General features: G+C 70.0%; 15 protein-coding genes. 3 read left to right on the forward strand and 12 right to left on the reverse strand.

Translation table 11 applies throughout. The features are described 5' to 3' along the window. Window positions 1-204: 204 nt before the first annotated feature. The 9 genes from ACQEU1_RS17780 to ACQEU1_RS17820 form a co-directional block, all read right to left on the reverse strand. A complete protein-coding gene (locus ACQEU1_RS17780) occupies window positions 205-903 on the reverse strand; it encodes a helix-hairpin-helix domain-containing protein (protein ID WP_433202484.1) in 699 nt (232 codons plus the stop codon). A gap of 87 nt (window positions 904-990) precedes the next feature. Next, the gene (locus tag ACQEU1_RS17785; protein ID WP_433202487.1) at window positions 991-1884 is read right to left on the reverse strand and encodes a DegV family protein; all 894 of its coding nucleotides are present in this window, start codon (window positions 1882-1884) and stop codon (window positions 991-993) included. Between the two features lie 20 nt (window positions 1885-1904). Then, the gene (octT, locus tag ACQEU1_RS17790; RefSeq protein WP_433202490.1) at window positions 1905-2618 is read right to left on the reverse strand and encodes a diglucosylglycerate octanoyltransferase; all 714 of its coding nucleotides are present in this window, start codon (window positions 2616-2618) and stop codon (window positions 1905-1907) included. Then, window positions 2615-3220 carry a histidine phosphatase family protein gene (locus ACQEU1_RS17795; protein WP_433202493.1) on the reverse strand — a complete coding sequence of 202 codons (606 nt, stop codon included), beginning with the start codon at window positions 3218-3220 and terminating at the stop codon, window positions 2615-2617. The genes octT and ACQEU1_RS17795 overlap by 4 nt, the downstream gene beginning before the upstream one ends. Before the next feature lie 8 nt (window positions 3221-3228). Further along, window positions 3229-3612, reverse strand: coding sequence for a ribosome silencing factor (gene rsfS / locus ACQEU1_RS17800; RefSeq protein WP_045316502.1), 384 nt, complete (start codon window positions 3610-3612; stop codon window positions 3229-3231). 141 nt (window positions 3613-3753) lie between these two features. After that, window positions 3754-3957 carry a transcription antiterminator/RNA stability regulator CspE gene (cspE, locus tag ACQEU1_RS17805; RefSeq protein WP_030468099.1) on the reverse strand — a complete coding sequence of 68 codons (204 nt, stop codon included), beginning with the start codon at window positions 3955-3957 and terminating at the stop codon, window positions 3754-3756. A gap of 85 nt (window positions 3958-4042) precedes the next feature. Beyond that, complete coding sequence (nadD, locus tag ACQEU1_RS17810) at window positions 4043-4624, reverse strand: nicotinate-nucleotide adenylyltransferase (protein WP_382444478.1); 582 nt, start codon at window positions 4622-4624, stop codon at window positions 4043-4045. 181 nt (window positions 4625-4805) lie between these two features. Further along, a complete protein-coding gene (locus ACQEU1_RS17815; RefSeq protein ID WP_433202500.1) occupies window positions 4806-5975 on the reverse strand; it encodes a cytochrome P450 in 1170 nt (389 codons plus the stop codon). 16 nt (window positions 5976-5991) lie between these two features. Next, a complete protein-coding gene (locus ACQEU1_RS17820) occupies window positions 5992-7257 on the reverse strand; it encodes a glutamate-5-semialdehyde dehydrogenase (protein ID WP_433202503.1) in 1266 nt (421 codons plus the stop codon). 233 nt (window positions 7258-7490) lie between these two features. Between ACQEU1_RS17820 and ACQEU1_RS17825 the strand changes: the two genes are divergently transcribed. Then, the gene (locus ACQEU1_RS17825) at window positions 7491-9578 is read left to right on the forward strand and encodes a RecQ family ATP-dependent DNA helicase (RefSeq protein ID WP_433211557.1); all 2088 of its coding nucleotides are present in this window, start codon (window positions 7491-7493) and stop codon (window positions 9576-9578) included. Window positions 9579-9824: 246 nt separating this feature from the next. Here ACQEU1_RS17825 and ACQEU1_RS17830 read toward each other — a convergent pair whose 3' ends face one another. Continuing rightward, the gene (locus tag ACQEU1_RS17830) at window positions 9825-10541 is read right to left on the reverse strand and encodes an alpha/beta fold hydrolase (protein WP_433202506.1); all 717 of its coding nucleotides are present in this window, start codon (window positions 10539-10541) and stop codon (window positions 9825-9827) included. Between the two features lie 40 nt (window positions 10542-10581). On the opposite strand from ACQEU1_RS17830, the gene ACQEU1_RS17835 reads away from it, so the two are divergent. After that, the gene (locus ACQEU1_RS17835; protein WP_433202509.1) at window positions 10582-11766 is read left to right on the forward strand and encodes a cytochrome P450; all 1185 of its coding nucleotides are present in this window, start codon (window positions 10582-10584) and stop codon (window positions 11764-11766) included. Here ACQEU1_RS17835 and ACQEU1_RS17840 read toward each other — a convergent pair. Continuing rightward, entirely contained in the window at window positions 11744-12154 is a 411-nt protein-coding gene (locus ACQEU1_RS17840; RefSeq protein WP_433202512.1) for a DUF1772 domain-containing protein, read from the reverse strand. The two genes, ACQEU1_RS17835 and ACQEU1_RS17840, sit on opposite strands and share 23 nt — an antisense overlap. A gap of 82 nt (window positions 12155-12236) precedes the next feature. On the opposite strand from ACQEU1_RS17840, the gene ACQEU1_RS17845 reads away from it, so the two are divergent. Beyond that, entirely contained in the window at window positions 12237-13139 is a 903-nt protein-coding gene (locus tag ACQEU1_RS17845) for an AraC family transcriptional regulator (protein ID WP_433202515.1), read from the forward strand. Here the strand turns inward: ACQEU1_RS17845 and ACQEU1_RS17850 are convergent. After that, window positions 13121-13486, reverse strand: coding sequence for a VOC family protein (locus ACQEU1_RS17850; RefSeq protein ID WP_433202518.1), 366 nt, complete (start codon window positions 13484-13486; stop codon window positions 13121-13123). The two genes, ACQEU1_RS17845 and ACQEU1_RS17850, sit on opposite strands and share 19 nt — an antisense overlap. Window positions 13487-13532: the final 46 nt, after the last annotated feature.

Below are 13532 nucleotides of genomic sequence, written 5' to 3' on the forward strand. Positions count from 1 at the left end.
TCGCGGCCGCGCGGTGCGGGAGTGTGCGCGGGTGGAGGCTCAGGCGCCGGGAGGTGGGGTGGTGCCACGCGGTCTCGACGTGAGCGTGGCTGGTGATGCGGACGGAGGACATGACTGACTCCGGTCGGTGAGGGGTGGAGCTACGCCGGGGAACCGGGGCGTCGCGGGTGAGGGGGCAGCGCTCCGGGACGGGCGCCGGCCTAATCAGGTGTGGACCAGCTCGGCGAGCTTGGCCAGCTTCGACTCGCCGATGCCTTCCACGTCGCGGAGTTGGTCGACCGCGGTGAAGGGGCCCTTGCGGGTGCGGTGGTCGACTATCCGTTGGGCCATCACCGGGCCGATGCCGGGGAGGGCGTCCAGCTCGGTCGTGGTGGCGGTGTTCAGGTTCAGCTTGGGCTGGATGCCTGGAGCTTGGGGCGCGGCGGCCGCGGGTGGCGGTGGGATGCCCACCGCTATCTGCTCGCCGTCGGTGAGTTTGCGGGCCAGGTTCAGGTTGTGGAGGTCGGTGCCCGGCTTCATGCCTCCGGCCAGGTGGATGGCATCGGCCACGCGGGCGCCGGACGTGGCGGTGACGAGGCCCGGGGTGGCCACCTCGCCGATCACGTTCACGACGAGGTCCGCGGCCGGGGCCGAGGTGCTCACCAGCGCCAGGTCCGGGGCCGGTTCGGCGGCGGGGCTCTGCCACCAGCTGCCCAGGCCTATGACCGTGCACGCCACGGCTATGCCCAGGGCCAGCAGGCCTCGGCGCGGGAGGGAGGGCAGGCGGAAGCGGCGGTGGGGCGGGGCGGTGTCGGCCGCGTCCTCTGATCGCGCGTGGACCAGGGTCGGGTCGGCTCTCACCTTGTCGGCCAAGGCGGCCAGGCGTTCGGTCGGGAGGGGGTCCGGGTGGGAGCGGGAGGACATGCGAGCGACGTTACGGAGCGGGGTGGGTGGGGAGGCGGGGTTGGCTCCGGGGCTGTGGATTACTCGCGGGTTGTGGACAGGTCGCGATCACTCGCCGGTCGGAACCGCGGAGTTGTCGGGGGTCTGTGGGATGCTGTCGGGTCCTCCCGGCAGCACCACGACGCCCAGCACGCCCGGTCCGGTGTGCGCGCCGATCACCGCGCCGACCTCCGAGATCACGCATCCCGTCGAGCCGGGCAGCCGTTCGTCCAGGCGGGTCGCGAGCTCCGCGGCACGTTCCGGCGCGGCCAGGTGGTGCACGGCGAGTCCTACCGGGCCGTCGCCCGCCGCGGCCGCCGCCAGGTCGACCAGGCGCCCCACCGCGCGGCCCATCGTGCGCACCTTCTCCAGCGGCACGATCCGGCCGTCGTCCATGTGCAGCAACGGCTTCACCGCCAGCGCGGTCCCCACCAGTGCCGCCGCCGTACCGATCCGGCCACCCCGGCGCAGGTGCTCCAGCGTCTCCAGGCAGAAGAACATCCGGGTCTCCGCCGCGGCCGACGAAGCGGCCTCCTCGACCTCGGCGTGCGAACGCCCGGCGGACACGGCCGCGCACGCGCGCAACACCGAGAACCCGAGCCCCATGCCCGTCGACCTCGAGTCGACCACGCGGATGCGGGTCGGATCGATCTCCTCAGCAGCCAGCCGTGCGGCCTCCCACGTGCCGGACAGCTCACGAGAGAGATGCACGGACACGACCGCGTCAGACGACGACAGCGCCTCGCGGTAGACCTCGGCCATCTCACCGGGTGTGGGCCGCGACGTCGTCACCCGGCGGTGCTCGGCGAGGGCGGCGGCCAGTTCGAACGGTCCGAAGTCGACACCGTCGAGACGTCCGGCTCCGTCCACCGCGACGTGCAACGGCACGACCGTGATCGCATGGCGCTTCGCGAACCCCTCGGGCAGGTATGCCGTGGAGTCGGTGACGATGGTGATGCGCACGAGCGACGAGCCTACGGGGCTCACTCCTCCGAGGGACTCAACGCCACGGACGAGATGAGGGAGGCCATCGCCGCACCCACGAGTTCGTGCCCCTCCCAGCCCCAGTGCATCCCGTCCGGATTTCCGGCACCGGACCGCACGTGCTCCCCGATCACGGCGGGCAAGTTCAGCAACGGCACCCCCGCGGCCCCGGCCCACCCGCGCACGTGCGCCACCGCGGCCGCGTGCCCCTGATGCGCGCTCGCGTACGTCGCCGCACGATGCACCGACGGCACGATCCCGACCGCCGGCATCGTGTACTGAAGATTCCGAACGGACTGCAACATGTCCTTCAGGTACCGCGCCGTCAACGCGGGCGGCAGCGACGCACGCGTGTAAGGCGCCAACCGAGGCTGCACGAACTGATAGCGCGCACGCACCCACCGCCGCAGCCAGTCAGGCCGCACGTAACGCAGCCCCTCACGCAGGTAGGTGGGCAACGGCGAGGGCAACGTGTCCATGCTCCCCACCGCGAACACCAGCACGTCCGTACGGGGCAGCAACGACCAGATCCGCGGATCCCCGGTCAACGCCCACCAGGCGTCCCGTGCCGTCCACCCGAACCCGGCCGCGAGCTCCGCCGACCCGCCCAACTGCTCGGCGCAGATGTTGTGCCACAGGCGCGGGTGGTCGGCGGGCAGCGGTCCGGACGGCCCGAAGAACGACAGCGAGTCCCCGAGGACCAGCAGTCTCAACGCGTGGTGCCCGCGTTGTACGAGGTCAGCCGCCACTGGTCGTTGCGCCGGGTGAACACGGTCCAGTGGCAGTTGGAGATCCCGCCGAGCTGAGACCAGTTCTGCACCGGCAGCTCCAGCAACCGGCCGGTCAACGCGCTGATCAGGCCACCGTGCGCGCACAGCATGACGGTCTCGGAGAACTCGGCGTCCACCTCGTGCACGACCTGGATGGCGCGCTCGGCCACCTCGACCCGCGACTCGCCGTCCGGCGGCGCGAACGTCGGGTCGGTGCGCCACACCTTGACCTGGCCTGGCCACTCCTGCTCGACCTCGGCGACGTTGAGGCCCTGCCACTTGCCCAGGTGGGTCTCGCGCAGCCGTTCGTCGATCCGCAGCGGGATGTCCGTCGACGACGTGAACACCCCGGCGGTGTTGCGGGCGCGCTGCAGGTCGGAGGCCACGACGATCTCCGGCGCGAACCCGGCGAGCACCGGCACGGCGAACCTCGCCTGGTTCAGGCCGGTCTCGGTGAGCGACGAGTCCAGATGACCCTGCAGGCGCCCGGTCGCGTTGTAGTCGGTCTCACCGTGCCGCCACAGCACGAGCCGGCTCAGGGCCATCCGCTACCTCATTCAGCCGTCGAGTCGGCGGGGACGTCCGCTTCGAACTCGATCCGCGGGCAGTCCTTCCACAGCCGCTCCAGGCCGTAGAAGCTGCGCTCCTCGGTGTGCTGCACGTGCACGACGACGTCCACGAAGTCCAGCAGCACCCACCGGCCCTCGCGAGCCCCTTCGCGGCGCACCGGCTTCGTGCCGGCCTCCCGCAGCTTCTCCTCGATGTTGTCGACGATCGCGCCGACCTGCCGCTCGTTGGGAGCGGACGCGATCACGAACACGTCCGTGATCACGAGCTGGTCGGAGACGTCGAGCACCGTCACGTCGTGCGCCTTCTTGTCGGCCGCTGCGTTCGCCGCGACCAGCGCCAGCCGTCGTGCCTCGTCGGTGGCTGCCACGTCACTCCTCTGACTTCCGGCGGGCGTCGATACGCCCACACGAGTTACTGAGGGTACCGGCGTGCGCCAACGGGTACTTCACACGCAGGCATGACGAAGGCCACCTCAGCGCCCTGAGGTGGCCTTCACCTGCGCCGAAGCTTAGAGCGGGCGGACCTGCTGGGCCTGCGGCCCCTTCTGGCCCTGGCCGACCTCGAACTCGACCTTCTGGTTCTCCTCGAGCGAGCGGAAACCCTTGGACTGGATCTCCGAGTAGTGCACGAAGACGTCTGCCGAGCCGTCGTCGGGCGCGATGAACCCGAAGCCCTTTTCGGCGTTGAACCACTTCACGGTGCCTGTAGCCAAAGTCTTGCCTTCCACGAACCAGCAACAACCCGCTGATTGTTGCTCCCCGCGCGCTCGGATGCACGCAAAATCCACTCGAACGTGGTTACGACTCGGAGTACAGGCCTGTTTTCGCGATGTACTGGACCACTCCGTCGGGCACGAGGTACCAGACCGGCTGACCCGACGCGGTCCTCGCGCGACAGCCGGTCGACGAGATGGCCATGGCCGGGACCTCGACCAACGACACGGAACCGGGCGGCAGGTGGCGGTCGTTCAGCGTGTAGCCCGGACGGGTGACTCCGATGAAGTGGGCGAGGTCGAACGCGTCGGCGGCGCGCTTCCAGGACAGGATCTGCTCCAGCGCGTCGGCGCCGGTGATGAAGAACAGGTCGGCGTCCGGGTACTGCTTCTTGAGGTCCGTGAGCGTGTCCACGGTGTACGTGGGGCCGTCGCGGTCGATGTCGACCCTGCTGACCGAGAACCGGGGGTTCGAGGCCGTGGCGATGACCGTCATCAGGTACCGGTCCTCGGCCTCGGAGACCTCCCGCGACGCCTTCTGCCAGGGCTGACCCGTCGGCACGAAGATCACGCGGTCCAGGTCGAACCTGGCCTGCACCTCGCTGGCGGCCACGAGGTGGCCGTGGTGGATGGGGTCGAACGTGCCACCCATGACGCCGATGCGCATCGATCCAGCGTAGACCGGCGCCGGGCCGCTCCCGAGACCCAGCGCCGGTCGTGCTGATCACACCGAACGGCTCAGGGGGAGGACGAGCCGTGCGGGTCGCGGCTCACCCCGAAGCAAAGCCGCGCGCACTGGAGGAACGCGCGGGCCGGTCCCCCATGACGCGGCTCGCCCAAGATTTTTCTCACCAGGCCACCAGGAGCTTCACCGGGCCCCTGACCAGCGATCCCTTGCGGAACTCGACGGGTTCGGCGAGCCGCAGATCCGGCATCCGGCGCGTCAGAGCGCCGAGTGCGACCTGGAGCTCCATCCGCGCGAGCTGCGACCCGAGGCAGAAGTGGATGCCGTGACCGAACTGCAGGTGCTGGCCGACCTCACGCTCAAGGTCGAGTTCCGCGGCGTTGGTGTACATCGACTCGTCGTGGTTCGCCGACGACACGACCACCAGCACGGCGTCACCCTCCTTCACGAGCGCGTTGCCGACCTGGACGTCCTCGGTGGCGATGCGGGTGAAGCCGGCTCCGGCGCCCAGCGGGATGAACCGCAGCAGCTCCTCGACGGCGTTCGGGACCTTCTCCGGGTGCTCGTGGAGGTCCTTCAAGGCGTCCAGGTGGTCGGTCAGGGCGACGACGCTGTTCGCGATCATGTTCGCGGTCGTCTCGTGCCCGGCGACGAGGAGCGTGATGCCGAACCTGACGAGCTCGTCCTCGCTGAGCCTGTCCTCGTTGTCGCGAGCGGCCACGAGCGCACTGATCAGATCGTCCGTGGGATGCGCACGGCGCTTGGCGACCAGTTCGGTGAAGTAGCCGTGCAGCTTGATCATGCCGTGCATGGCTTCTTCCGGTGAGAGGCCGCCGACCGTGGACAGCACCTGGTTCGACCACGTGCGGAAGTCGGCGCGGTCCTCGAACGGCACCCCGAGCAGCTCGCAGATGATCGTGATCGGGAACGGCATCGAGAAGCCCTCGACCAGGTCACCGGGGTTGTCCAGGCCGTCCAGCAGCTCGTCGGTGATCCGTTGGGCGCGCGGCCGCAATTCCTCGACGCGGCGCACCGTGAACGCCTTGGAGACCAGCCGGCGCATGCGGGCGTGGTCGGCTCCGTCGTGCGTGAGGATCGAGCCGCCCGGTGCGATGAGCGGCTGCATCCTCGGCACGTCCTGGTCGACCGTGCGCGCACGGCTGAATCTCGGGTCGCCCAGGACGAACTTCGTGTCTTCGTAGGACGTGACGAGCCAACCCTCGCCGCCGTAGGGATACGTCACGCGCGTGACGGGTTCGTCGCGCCGTAGCCGTTCATAGGTCGGATCGAGGGTCAGCCCGGCAGCTTCGGAGAACGGGTAGGTGGGAGCCATGTCTCCGAACGTAGAGCTACGCCTTGGGGCGCGTGTGGCCTTCTCCCCACACGACCCATTTAGAGGACGTCAGCTCGGTTAGGCCCATAGGGCCGCGGGCGTGCAGCTTCTGCGTGGAGATGCCGATCTCCGCGCCCATGCCGAACTCCGCGCCGTCGGTGTAGGCCGTGGAGGCGTTGACGAACACAGCAGCGGCGTCCACACGGGCCGTGAACCTGCGTGCGGCCGTGACGTCGTTCGTCACGATGGCCTCGCTGTGGCCGGAACCGTACGTGGCGATGTGCTTCACCGCGTCGTCCAACGAGTCGATGACCTTCGCCGAGATGTCGAGGCTCAGGTACTCGGTGCCCCAGTCCTCCTCGGTGGCGGTCAGCACGTCCGGCTGCCGCGCGAACTGCTCGTCGCCGTGGATCGTGACGTTCTCCTGCTGCAACGCCTTGGTGATGCGCGGGACGAACTCGTGCGCGACGTCCTTGTGCACCAGCACGGACTCCGCCGCGTTGCACACGCTCGTGCGCCGCGTCTTGGCGTTGAGGACGATCGCCTCCGCCATGTCGAGGTCGGCGTTCGCGTCGACGTAGACGTGGCAGTTGCCGACGCCGGTCTCGATCGTGGGCACCGTGGCCTGCTCGACCACGGCGTTGATCAGACCGGCACCGCCGCGCGGGATCACCAGGTCGACCAGGCCGCGCGCGGTGATGAGGTGCGTGACGGACGCGCGGTCGTGGCACGGCAGGAGCTGCACGCTGTCGGCCGGGAGGTTCACGCTTTCGAGTGCGTCGCGCAGGATGCCGACGAGCGCGGTGTTGGAGTGCTCGGCGGTCGAGGAACCCCGCAGCAGCGCGGCGTTGCCGGACTTGAGCGCGAGACCGGCGGCGTCGACCGTGACGTTCGGGCGGGCCTCGTAGACCATGCCGACGACGCCCATCGGGACGCGGACCTGCTTGAGCTCGAGCCCGTTCGGCAGGATGCCGCCGGTGATCACCTGGCCGACCGGGTCCGCCAGTCCCGCAACGGTTTCCAGGCCTGCCGCGACACCCTCGACGCGGGCGTCGTTCAGCGTGAGGCGGTCGAGGAGGTTGGCTGGGAGACCCGCTGCCTTGCCCGCTTCGAGGTCCTTCTGGTTGGCCTCGATGATCTCTGGCGCGCGCTTGCGCAGCGCGGCGGCCATCTCCAGGAGCGCGGTGTCCTTGCGCTCGCGGGTGGCGAGGACGAGTTCGTCGGCGGCGACACGGGCGCGGCGAGCTGCCGCGTGCACCTGGTCGCGCAGGTCATCAGTCACGCCACACAGCTTACGACCTGCGACAATCACAATTGTCAGACCTGCCTGCCACGCTTGCTCTCATGGATGACCACATCGCGAGTTCGCGTCGGTCGTCCGGTCAACCGCTCGTGCCGGACTCGGCGAAGCCCAGTTCGGCACGAGCGATTCGGCCGGACGACCGACTCCCCGGCGAACTCGCCGCCGTCTGCGAAGCAGCGGCAGACGAGCACACCCTGGCAAGCTTGCTCCCCATGGACGACATCGCGTTGCGAGAACTGGCGGAGGAACGGCTCCGGGCACTGGCGGGCCCGGAGGCGGTGCTGCGCGAGGACCAGTGGACCGCGATCCACACCCTCGTGGCCCAGCGCCGCAGAGCTCTCGTCGTCCAGCGCACGGGCTGGGGCAAGTCGGCCGTGTACTTCATCGCGACGGCGTTGCTGCGCCAGCTCGGTGAGGGTCCGACGGTCATCGTGTCGCCGTTGCTCGCGTTGATGCGCAACCAGATCGACGCGGCGGCGCGGGCCGGTGTGCACGCGGTGACGATCAACTCGGCCAATCCCGGCGAGTGGGACGCCGTGCAGGAGCAGGTCGCGGCCGGTGAGGTCGACGTGCTGCTGGTCAGCCCGGAACGGCTGAACAACCCCGACTTCCGCGATTCGGTGCTGCCTTCGTTGACGGCGTCGGCGGGCATGCTCGTGGTCGACGAGGCGCACTGCATCTCGGACTGGGGGCACGACTTCCGGCCCGACTACCGGCGGCTGCGGACGTTGCTGACGGAGCTGCCGCCGGGCGTGCCGGTGCTGGCGACGACGGCGACGGCCAACGACAGGGTGGTGCACGACGTCACCGAGCAGCTGGGGCTCGGCGCCGACGAGGGCACGCTGGTGTTGCGGGGGCCGCTGGACCGGGACAGCCTGCGGTTGTCGGTGGCGTTGCTGCCCACGGCGGAGTCGCGGCTCGGGTGGCTGGCCGAGCAGCTCGAACGGCTGCCGGGATCCGGGATCATCTACACGCTCACGGTGGCGGCGGCGGACGACATCGCGGCGTTCCTCGCCTCGCGCGGCTTCGCGGTGGCCGCGTACTCGGGCAAGACGGAGCCGGCCGAGCGCGAGCGGGCCGAGGAAGACCTGCTGGGCAACAAGGTCAAGGCGCTGGTGGCCACCTCGGCGCTGGGCATGGGGTTCGACAAGCCGGACCTGGGCTTCGTAGTGCACGTGGGCGCGCCGTCGTCGCCGATCGCCTACTACCAGCAGATCGGTCGTGCGGGCCGCGGTGTCGAACGGGCCGAGGTGGTCCTGCTGCCCGGCCACGAGGACCGGGACATCTGGGCGTACTTCACGTCGCTGGCGTTCCCGCCGGAAGTGGTGGTGCGCCAGGTGTTGTCCGCGTTGGACGGCGCGGGCAAGGCGCTGTCGACGGCGGCTTTGGAACCGATGGTCGAGCTGTCGCGCGGCAGGCTCGAGGTGGTGCTGAAGGTGCTGGACGTCGACGGCGCGGTGCGGCGGGTGAAGGGCGGCTGGGAGTCGACGGGCAGGCCGTGGGAGTACGACGGCGAGCGGTACGCGCGCATCGCGCAGGCCCGCAAGGCCGAGCAGCAGGTGATGGTCGAGTACCTGCGCACCGACCAGTGCCGGATGAAGTTCCTCCAGGACCAGCTGGACGACCCGACCTCGCACGAGTGCGGCCGCTGCGACAACTGCACGGGCGAACGCCTGTCGGTCGAGGTCTCCGAGGTGGCAGCGGAAGCCGCGCGCGAACGGCTGCTGCGCCCCGGCCTCGACGTGGCGCCGCGCAAGATGTGGCCGACGGGCATGGGCGCGATCGGCGTCCCGCTGTCCGGCAAGATCCCGGCGGCCGAGGTGGCGGCCACCGGCAGGGCGCTGGGCCGCCTCACCGACATCGGCTGGGGCAACCGCCTGCGCGACCTGCTCGCGGACGGCACCGCCGACCGCGAGATCCCGGACGACGTGTTCGCGGCCTGCGTCAAGGTGCTGTCGGCCTGGGGCTGGGACGAACGCCCGGTAGGCGTGGTGACGATCGGCTCACGGCGCCGCCCCCAGCTGGTCGGCAGCTTCGGCCAGAAGATCGCCTCGATCGGCAGGCTGCCGCTGCTCGGCACGGTCTGGCTCGGCGAGTCGACGCACCGCGCCAACAGCGCCCAGCGCCTCGCCGGCCTGGTGCGGTCGGGCGAGGCACCAGATCTGTCCGGTGTGGACGGTCCGGTGCTGCTGGTGGACGACCACGTCGACACCGGCTGGACGATGACGGTGGCGGCACGGATGCTCAGGAAGGAGGGGGCCTCCGCGGTCCTGCCGTTCGCACTCGCGGTGACGAACTGACGGCCGGCAGAGGGATCGAGGCGCGGTGCCCTGCCGCGGGCTGGCGGGCTGGCGGGCTGGCGGGCTGGCGGGCTGGCGGGCTGGCGGGCTGGCGGGCTGGCGGGCTGGCGGGCTGGCGGGCTGGCGGGCTGGGGAAGCACAGCACGGCGCCAATGGCCGGCGAGGCGCGGCGCGGAGACTTGGCCGCTGGCGGAGGATGCGCGGCTTGGCAGCTCGCCGGAGAACCGCTGCACAGCGGTCTGGCTGCTAACCGAGGAAACGCAGCACTGCGTCGCGGAACTCCTCGGGCCTGGTGCCGTGCACGTGGTGGCCGGCGTCGATCGTGACCAGGTCGGCGTTCGGGATCGTCGCGGCCAGTTCGGTCAGCCGCTCCCCCGGCACGCTGCTGCGCGGGCCTCCGCCTACCACCAGCGTCGGGGCCTCGATCGCGGACACCGCGTCCCACCACGCCGGGTCCGGTGCGCGGAGCTGGGTCAGGACCGGTGCGACCAGTCTGCGGTCGAACCGGCGGCTGACGAGGCCGTGGGCGGTCAGGTACAGGGCGACGCCGCGTCTCGGGCGGCGTGGCGGGGCGGTTCTGGGTGGTACCGGTGGGTCTTCCAGGACGAGCTTGCGGACGCGGGCCGGGTGTCTGCCGGCCAGCAGGGCCGCGAGGTGGGCGCCTAGTGAGTGGCCCACCAGGTCGAAGCTCTTGGCGCCGAGGGTGTCCAGGGCTCCGGTGATGTCCTGTTCCATCGAGTCGAGGAGGTAGTCGCTGGTCCACGAGCTGTCGCCGTGGCCGCGCAGGTCTGGCGCTATCACCTCACGGCCGGACGTCACCAGGTCGCGGGTCAGGGTGGACCAGGTGGCCGAGCTGCTGGCCAGGGCGTGCAGCAGGACTACCGTCGGGCCGGTGCCCTCGCGGCGGTAGGTGATGGTCGCGGTGCCGGTGTGCACGGTCGGTGGTGGAATCCGTGCCGGCATTGCGATCTGTCCCCCCGTTCGGTGTGGCACTGTCGTCGTCATGATTCCGGACGTCGTGCGGTATCGGCAGGCGGATGTGCTTTTGGCGCTGCACCGGCGGTTCGGGCCCGTTGTGCGGATGGGGCCCTACACGTATCTGCTCGGGGCTGAGGCGAACCGGTTCGTGTTCGGGCACTCCGAGTTGTTCGAGGTGGAGCGGGCGTTTCAGTCGCTGGTGCCGGTGGACGGGCCCACGTCGTTGATCGTGAGCGACGGGGAGGACCACAAGCGGCGGCGACGGGTTGTGCAGCCCGCGTTGGCTCATCGGCAGATCGCGAGTTACGTGCCGGTGATGCGGGCCAATGCCGAGGCGACGGTCGCGGGGTGGCGGGCTGGTGAGGTGGTGGACGCCTACCAGGAGTTTCGGCGAGCTATCAGGCGTAGCACGATTCACGCGTTGTTCGGTGAGGAGTTGGCTCGGGACTCGGACTTCTTCGGGGCGCACCTGCAGGTGTTGATCAACCTGATCGATCGGAACCCGACGGTGGTCACGTTGTTGCGGACGTTGCGGGCTCCTGCTTGGCGCAACGCCATGCGGGCGCGGCGGGCCGTGGACGCTCGGGTGTACCAGGCGATCGAGGCCACTCGGCAGGGTGGGGCGGCCGGGGACGTGCTGACGGCGCTCGTGCAGGGGGACGGGCTCAGCGATCTGGAGGTGCGGGACCAGATCGTCACGCTGATCGCGGCCGGGTACGAGACGACCAGTGGTGCGATGGCCTGGGCCGTGTTCAACCTGTTGCGGCACAACGGGGTGTGGGAGCGGGCTCGGGAGGACGACGAGTTCCTGGCGAACGTCGTCAACGAGACGCTCCGGCTGTACCCGCCTGCCGTGGTGTCGGCGCGGGTGGCGGCGCAGGAGTTCGAGTTCGCCGGGAAGAAGATCAGGCAGGGCACTTTCCTGCTGTACAGCCCGTACGTGACGCATCGCAGTGCCGAGGTGTTCGCGGAGCCGCTCACCTTCGACCCGGACAGGTGGGAGACCAAGCCTGCGCCGCACGAGTTCCTGCCGTTCGGTGGTGGCCCGCACCGGTGCGTCGGGGCGGGGCTCGCGACGACCGAGCTCACGGTGATGCTGAAGGTGTTGCTGGAGCAGCCGAAGCCCGAACTGCTCCCCCAGCGCCTCACGCCTACCGGGCTCGCGGCGATGCGGCCGAAGAACGGCCTCAGAATCCGAGCAGCAGGATGACCGTCGAGGCGACGCAGGCCACCGCGCGGACGTGGTTCCAGAGCGTCCACGTGCGCAGGTAGGTGGGCCAGTAGGCGTCGTCGGTGCGTTCGAGGCGGTTGTTCATCGGCACGTTGACGAACATCGTGAGCAGGAACGACCCGACGACGTAGAGCAGGCCGCCGGCGATCCTGCCCTGGAAGACCTCGATGCCGCACAGCACGGCGGTGCCGAGGAACACCAGCAGGAACAGCGGGTTCTGGATGCGGGCGTTGATCCGCCGCATCGCCGCGCGGGCGTGCTCGGCGGGCAGGTCCGCGAGGCCGGGCATGACGGCGACGGAGAAGGCGAAGAACAGGCCTGCCATCAGGCCGGTGGCGGTGGCTGCGATCAGCGTGGTTGTCCCCATGGCGACAACTTTGACGCGCTGAAGCAGGACTCTCAATGACAATTCATCGCGCAGGCTTGCTCGTTCGTCCAGACTGGGGTGCATGACGGACGCGCTGGGCGAGGCACTGCACCTGTTGAGGATGTCCGGCACCTTCTACTGCCGCAACGAGCTCACCGAGCCGTGGGGCGCGACGATGCCCGACATGGGCGACTGCCTGTGGTTCCACGTCCTCACCAGCGGGCGGTGCGACGTCGAGGTCGACGGCCAGGTCATCGGGCTCGAACCCGGCGACGTGCTGCTCGTGCCGGGCGGGCAGCAGCACCGGCTGTTCCACGGCGAGGGCGCGGAGACACCGGTCGTCACGACGCTGCCGCACGAGTTCGAGACGGAGAACTACGCGATCCTGCGGCACGGCGGCGGTGGCGCGGTGACGCACCTGGTGTGCGGCGCGGTCCGGTTCGACCACCCGGCGGCGAAGCACCTCGTCACCGTGCTGCCGAGCGTGCTGTACGTGCGGCGCGCGGACGACATGCGCGCCACCATCGACCTCATCGCCGCCGAGTCGAAGGCGGTGCGGCCCGGTGGCGAGGCGGTCATCACGCGGCTGGCGGACGTGTTGGTGATCCAGACGATCCGGTCGTGGCTCGCGAACGACCCGGCGGCGCGCACCGGGTGGCTGGGGGCGTTGCAGGACCAGCAGATCGGGCAGGCGCTCGCCCTCATCCACCGCGATCCGGCGCAGCCTTGGACCGTCGAACGGCTGGCGCACCAGACGGCGATGTCGCGGTCGGCGTTCGCGGCGCGGTTCACCGAACTCGTCGGCGAACCGGCGATGCGCTACGTCACGCGGTGGCGCATGCACGTCGCGATGAACCGCCTCAAAGACCGCGACAGCACGGTGAGCGAGGTCGCCCGCGGCCTCGGCTACGAGTCCGAGGCCGCGTTCAGCCGGGCGTTCAAGCGGATCGTCGGGGTGTCCCCCGGTCAGGCGCGGGCGGGCTGAAGCAGGTCCCAGCGGTTGCCGTAGAGGTCCTCGAACACGGCGACCTTGCCGTAGACCTCCTCACGGGGCGTCTCCAGGAAACGCACGCCGAAAGCGGACATCCGGGCATGATCGCGGTCGAAGTCGTCAGTCGTGAGGAAGAACCCGACACGGCCACCGGTCTGGTCGCCTGCTCGTGCTCGCTGCTGATCCGTGTCAGCCTGGGCCAGCAGCAGCGACGCACCCTCACCCGCCGACACCACGACCCAGCGCTTGTCGCCCTGCGGAGTGTCCTCGACCAGCGTGAACCCGAGTCCGTCCACGTAGAAGCGGATCGCCTCGTCGTAGTCGCGGACCACCAACGTCACCAAACCAATAGATCGCACGGCGATGAGTATCGACGACGAGAGAGGT

The sequence above is a fragment of the Lentzea sp. CA-135723 genome (genome assembly GCF_050936595.1).
Taxonomy (GTDB): domain Bacteria; phylum Actinomycetota; class Actinomycetes; order Mycobacteriales; family Pseudonocardiaceae; genus Lentzea.

Excerpts from the sequence above, each read along its gene's own strand:
- ACQEU1_RS17845 (WP_433202515.1), top strand. The coding sequence starts at position 12,237 with ATGACGGACGCGCTGGGCGAGGCACTGCACCTGTTGAGGATGTCCGGC.
- ACQEU1_RS17780 (WP_433202484.1), bottom strand. The coding sequence starts at position 903 with ATGTCCTCCCGCTCCCACCCGGACCCCCTCCCGACCGAACGCCTGGCC.
- ACQEU1_RS17795 (WP_433202493.1), bottom strand. The coding sequence starts at position 3,220 with ATGGCCCTGAGCCGGCTCGTGCTGTGGCGGCACGGTGAGACCGACTAC.
- nadD (WP_382444478.1), bottom strand. The coding sequence starts at position 4,624 with ATGCGCATCGGCGTCATGGGTGGCACGTTCGACCCCATCCACCACGGC.
- ACQEU1_RS17830 (WP_433202506.1), bottom strand. The coding sequence starts at position 10,541 with ATGCCGGCACGGATTCCACCACCGACCGTGCACACCGGCACCGCGACC.
- ACQEU1_RS17825 (WP_433211557.1), top strand. The coding sequence starts at position 7,491 with ATGGACGACATCGCGTTGCGAGAACTGGCGGAGGAACGGCTCCGGGCA.
- ACQEU1_RS17835 (WP_433202509.1), top strand. The coding sequence starts at position 10,582 with ATGATTCCGGACGTCGTGCGGTATCGGCAGGCGGATGTGCTTTTGGCG.
- ACQEU1_RS17840 (WP_433202512.1), bottom strand. The coding sequence starts at position 12,154 with ATGGGGACAACCACGCTGATCGCAGCCACCGCCACCGGCCTGATGGCA.
- ACQEU1_RS17815 (WP_433202500.1), bottom strand. The coding sequence starts at position 5,975 with ATGGCTCCCACCTACCCGTTCTCCGAAGCTGCCGGGCTGACCCTCGAT.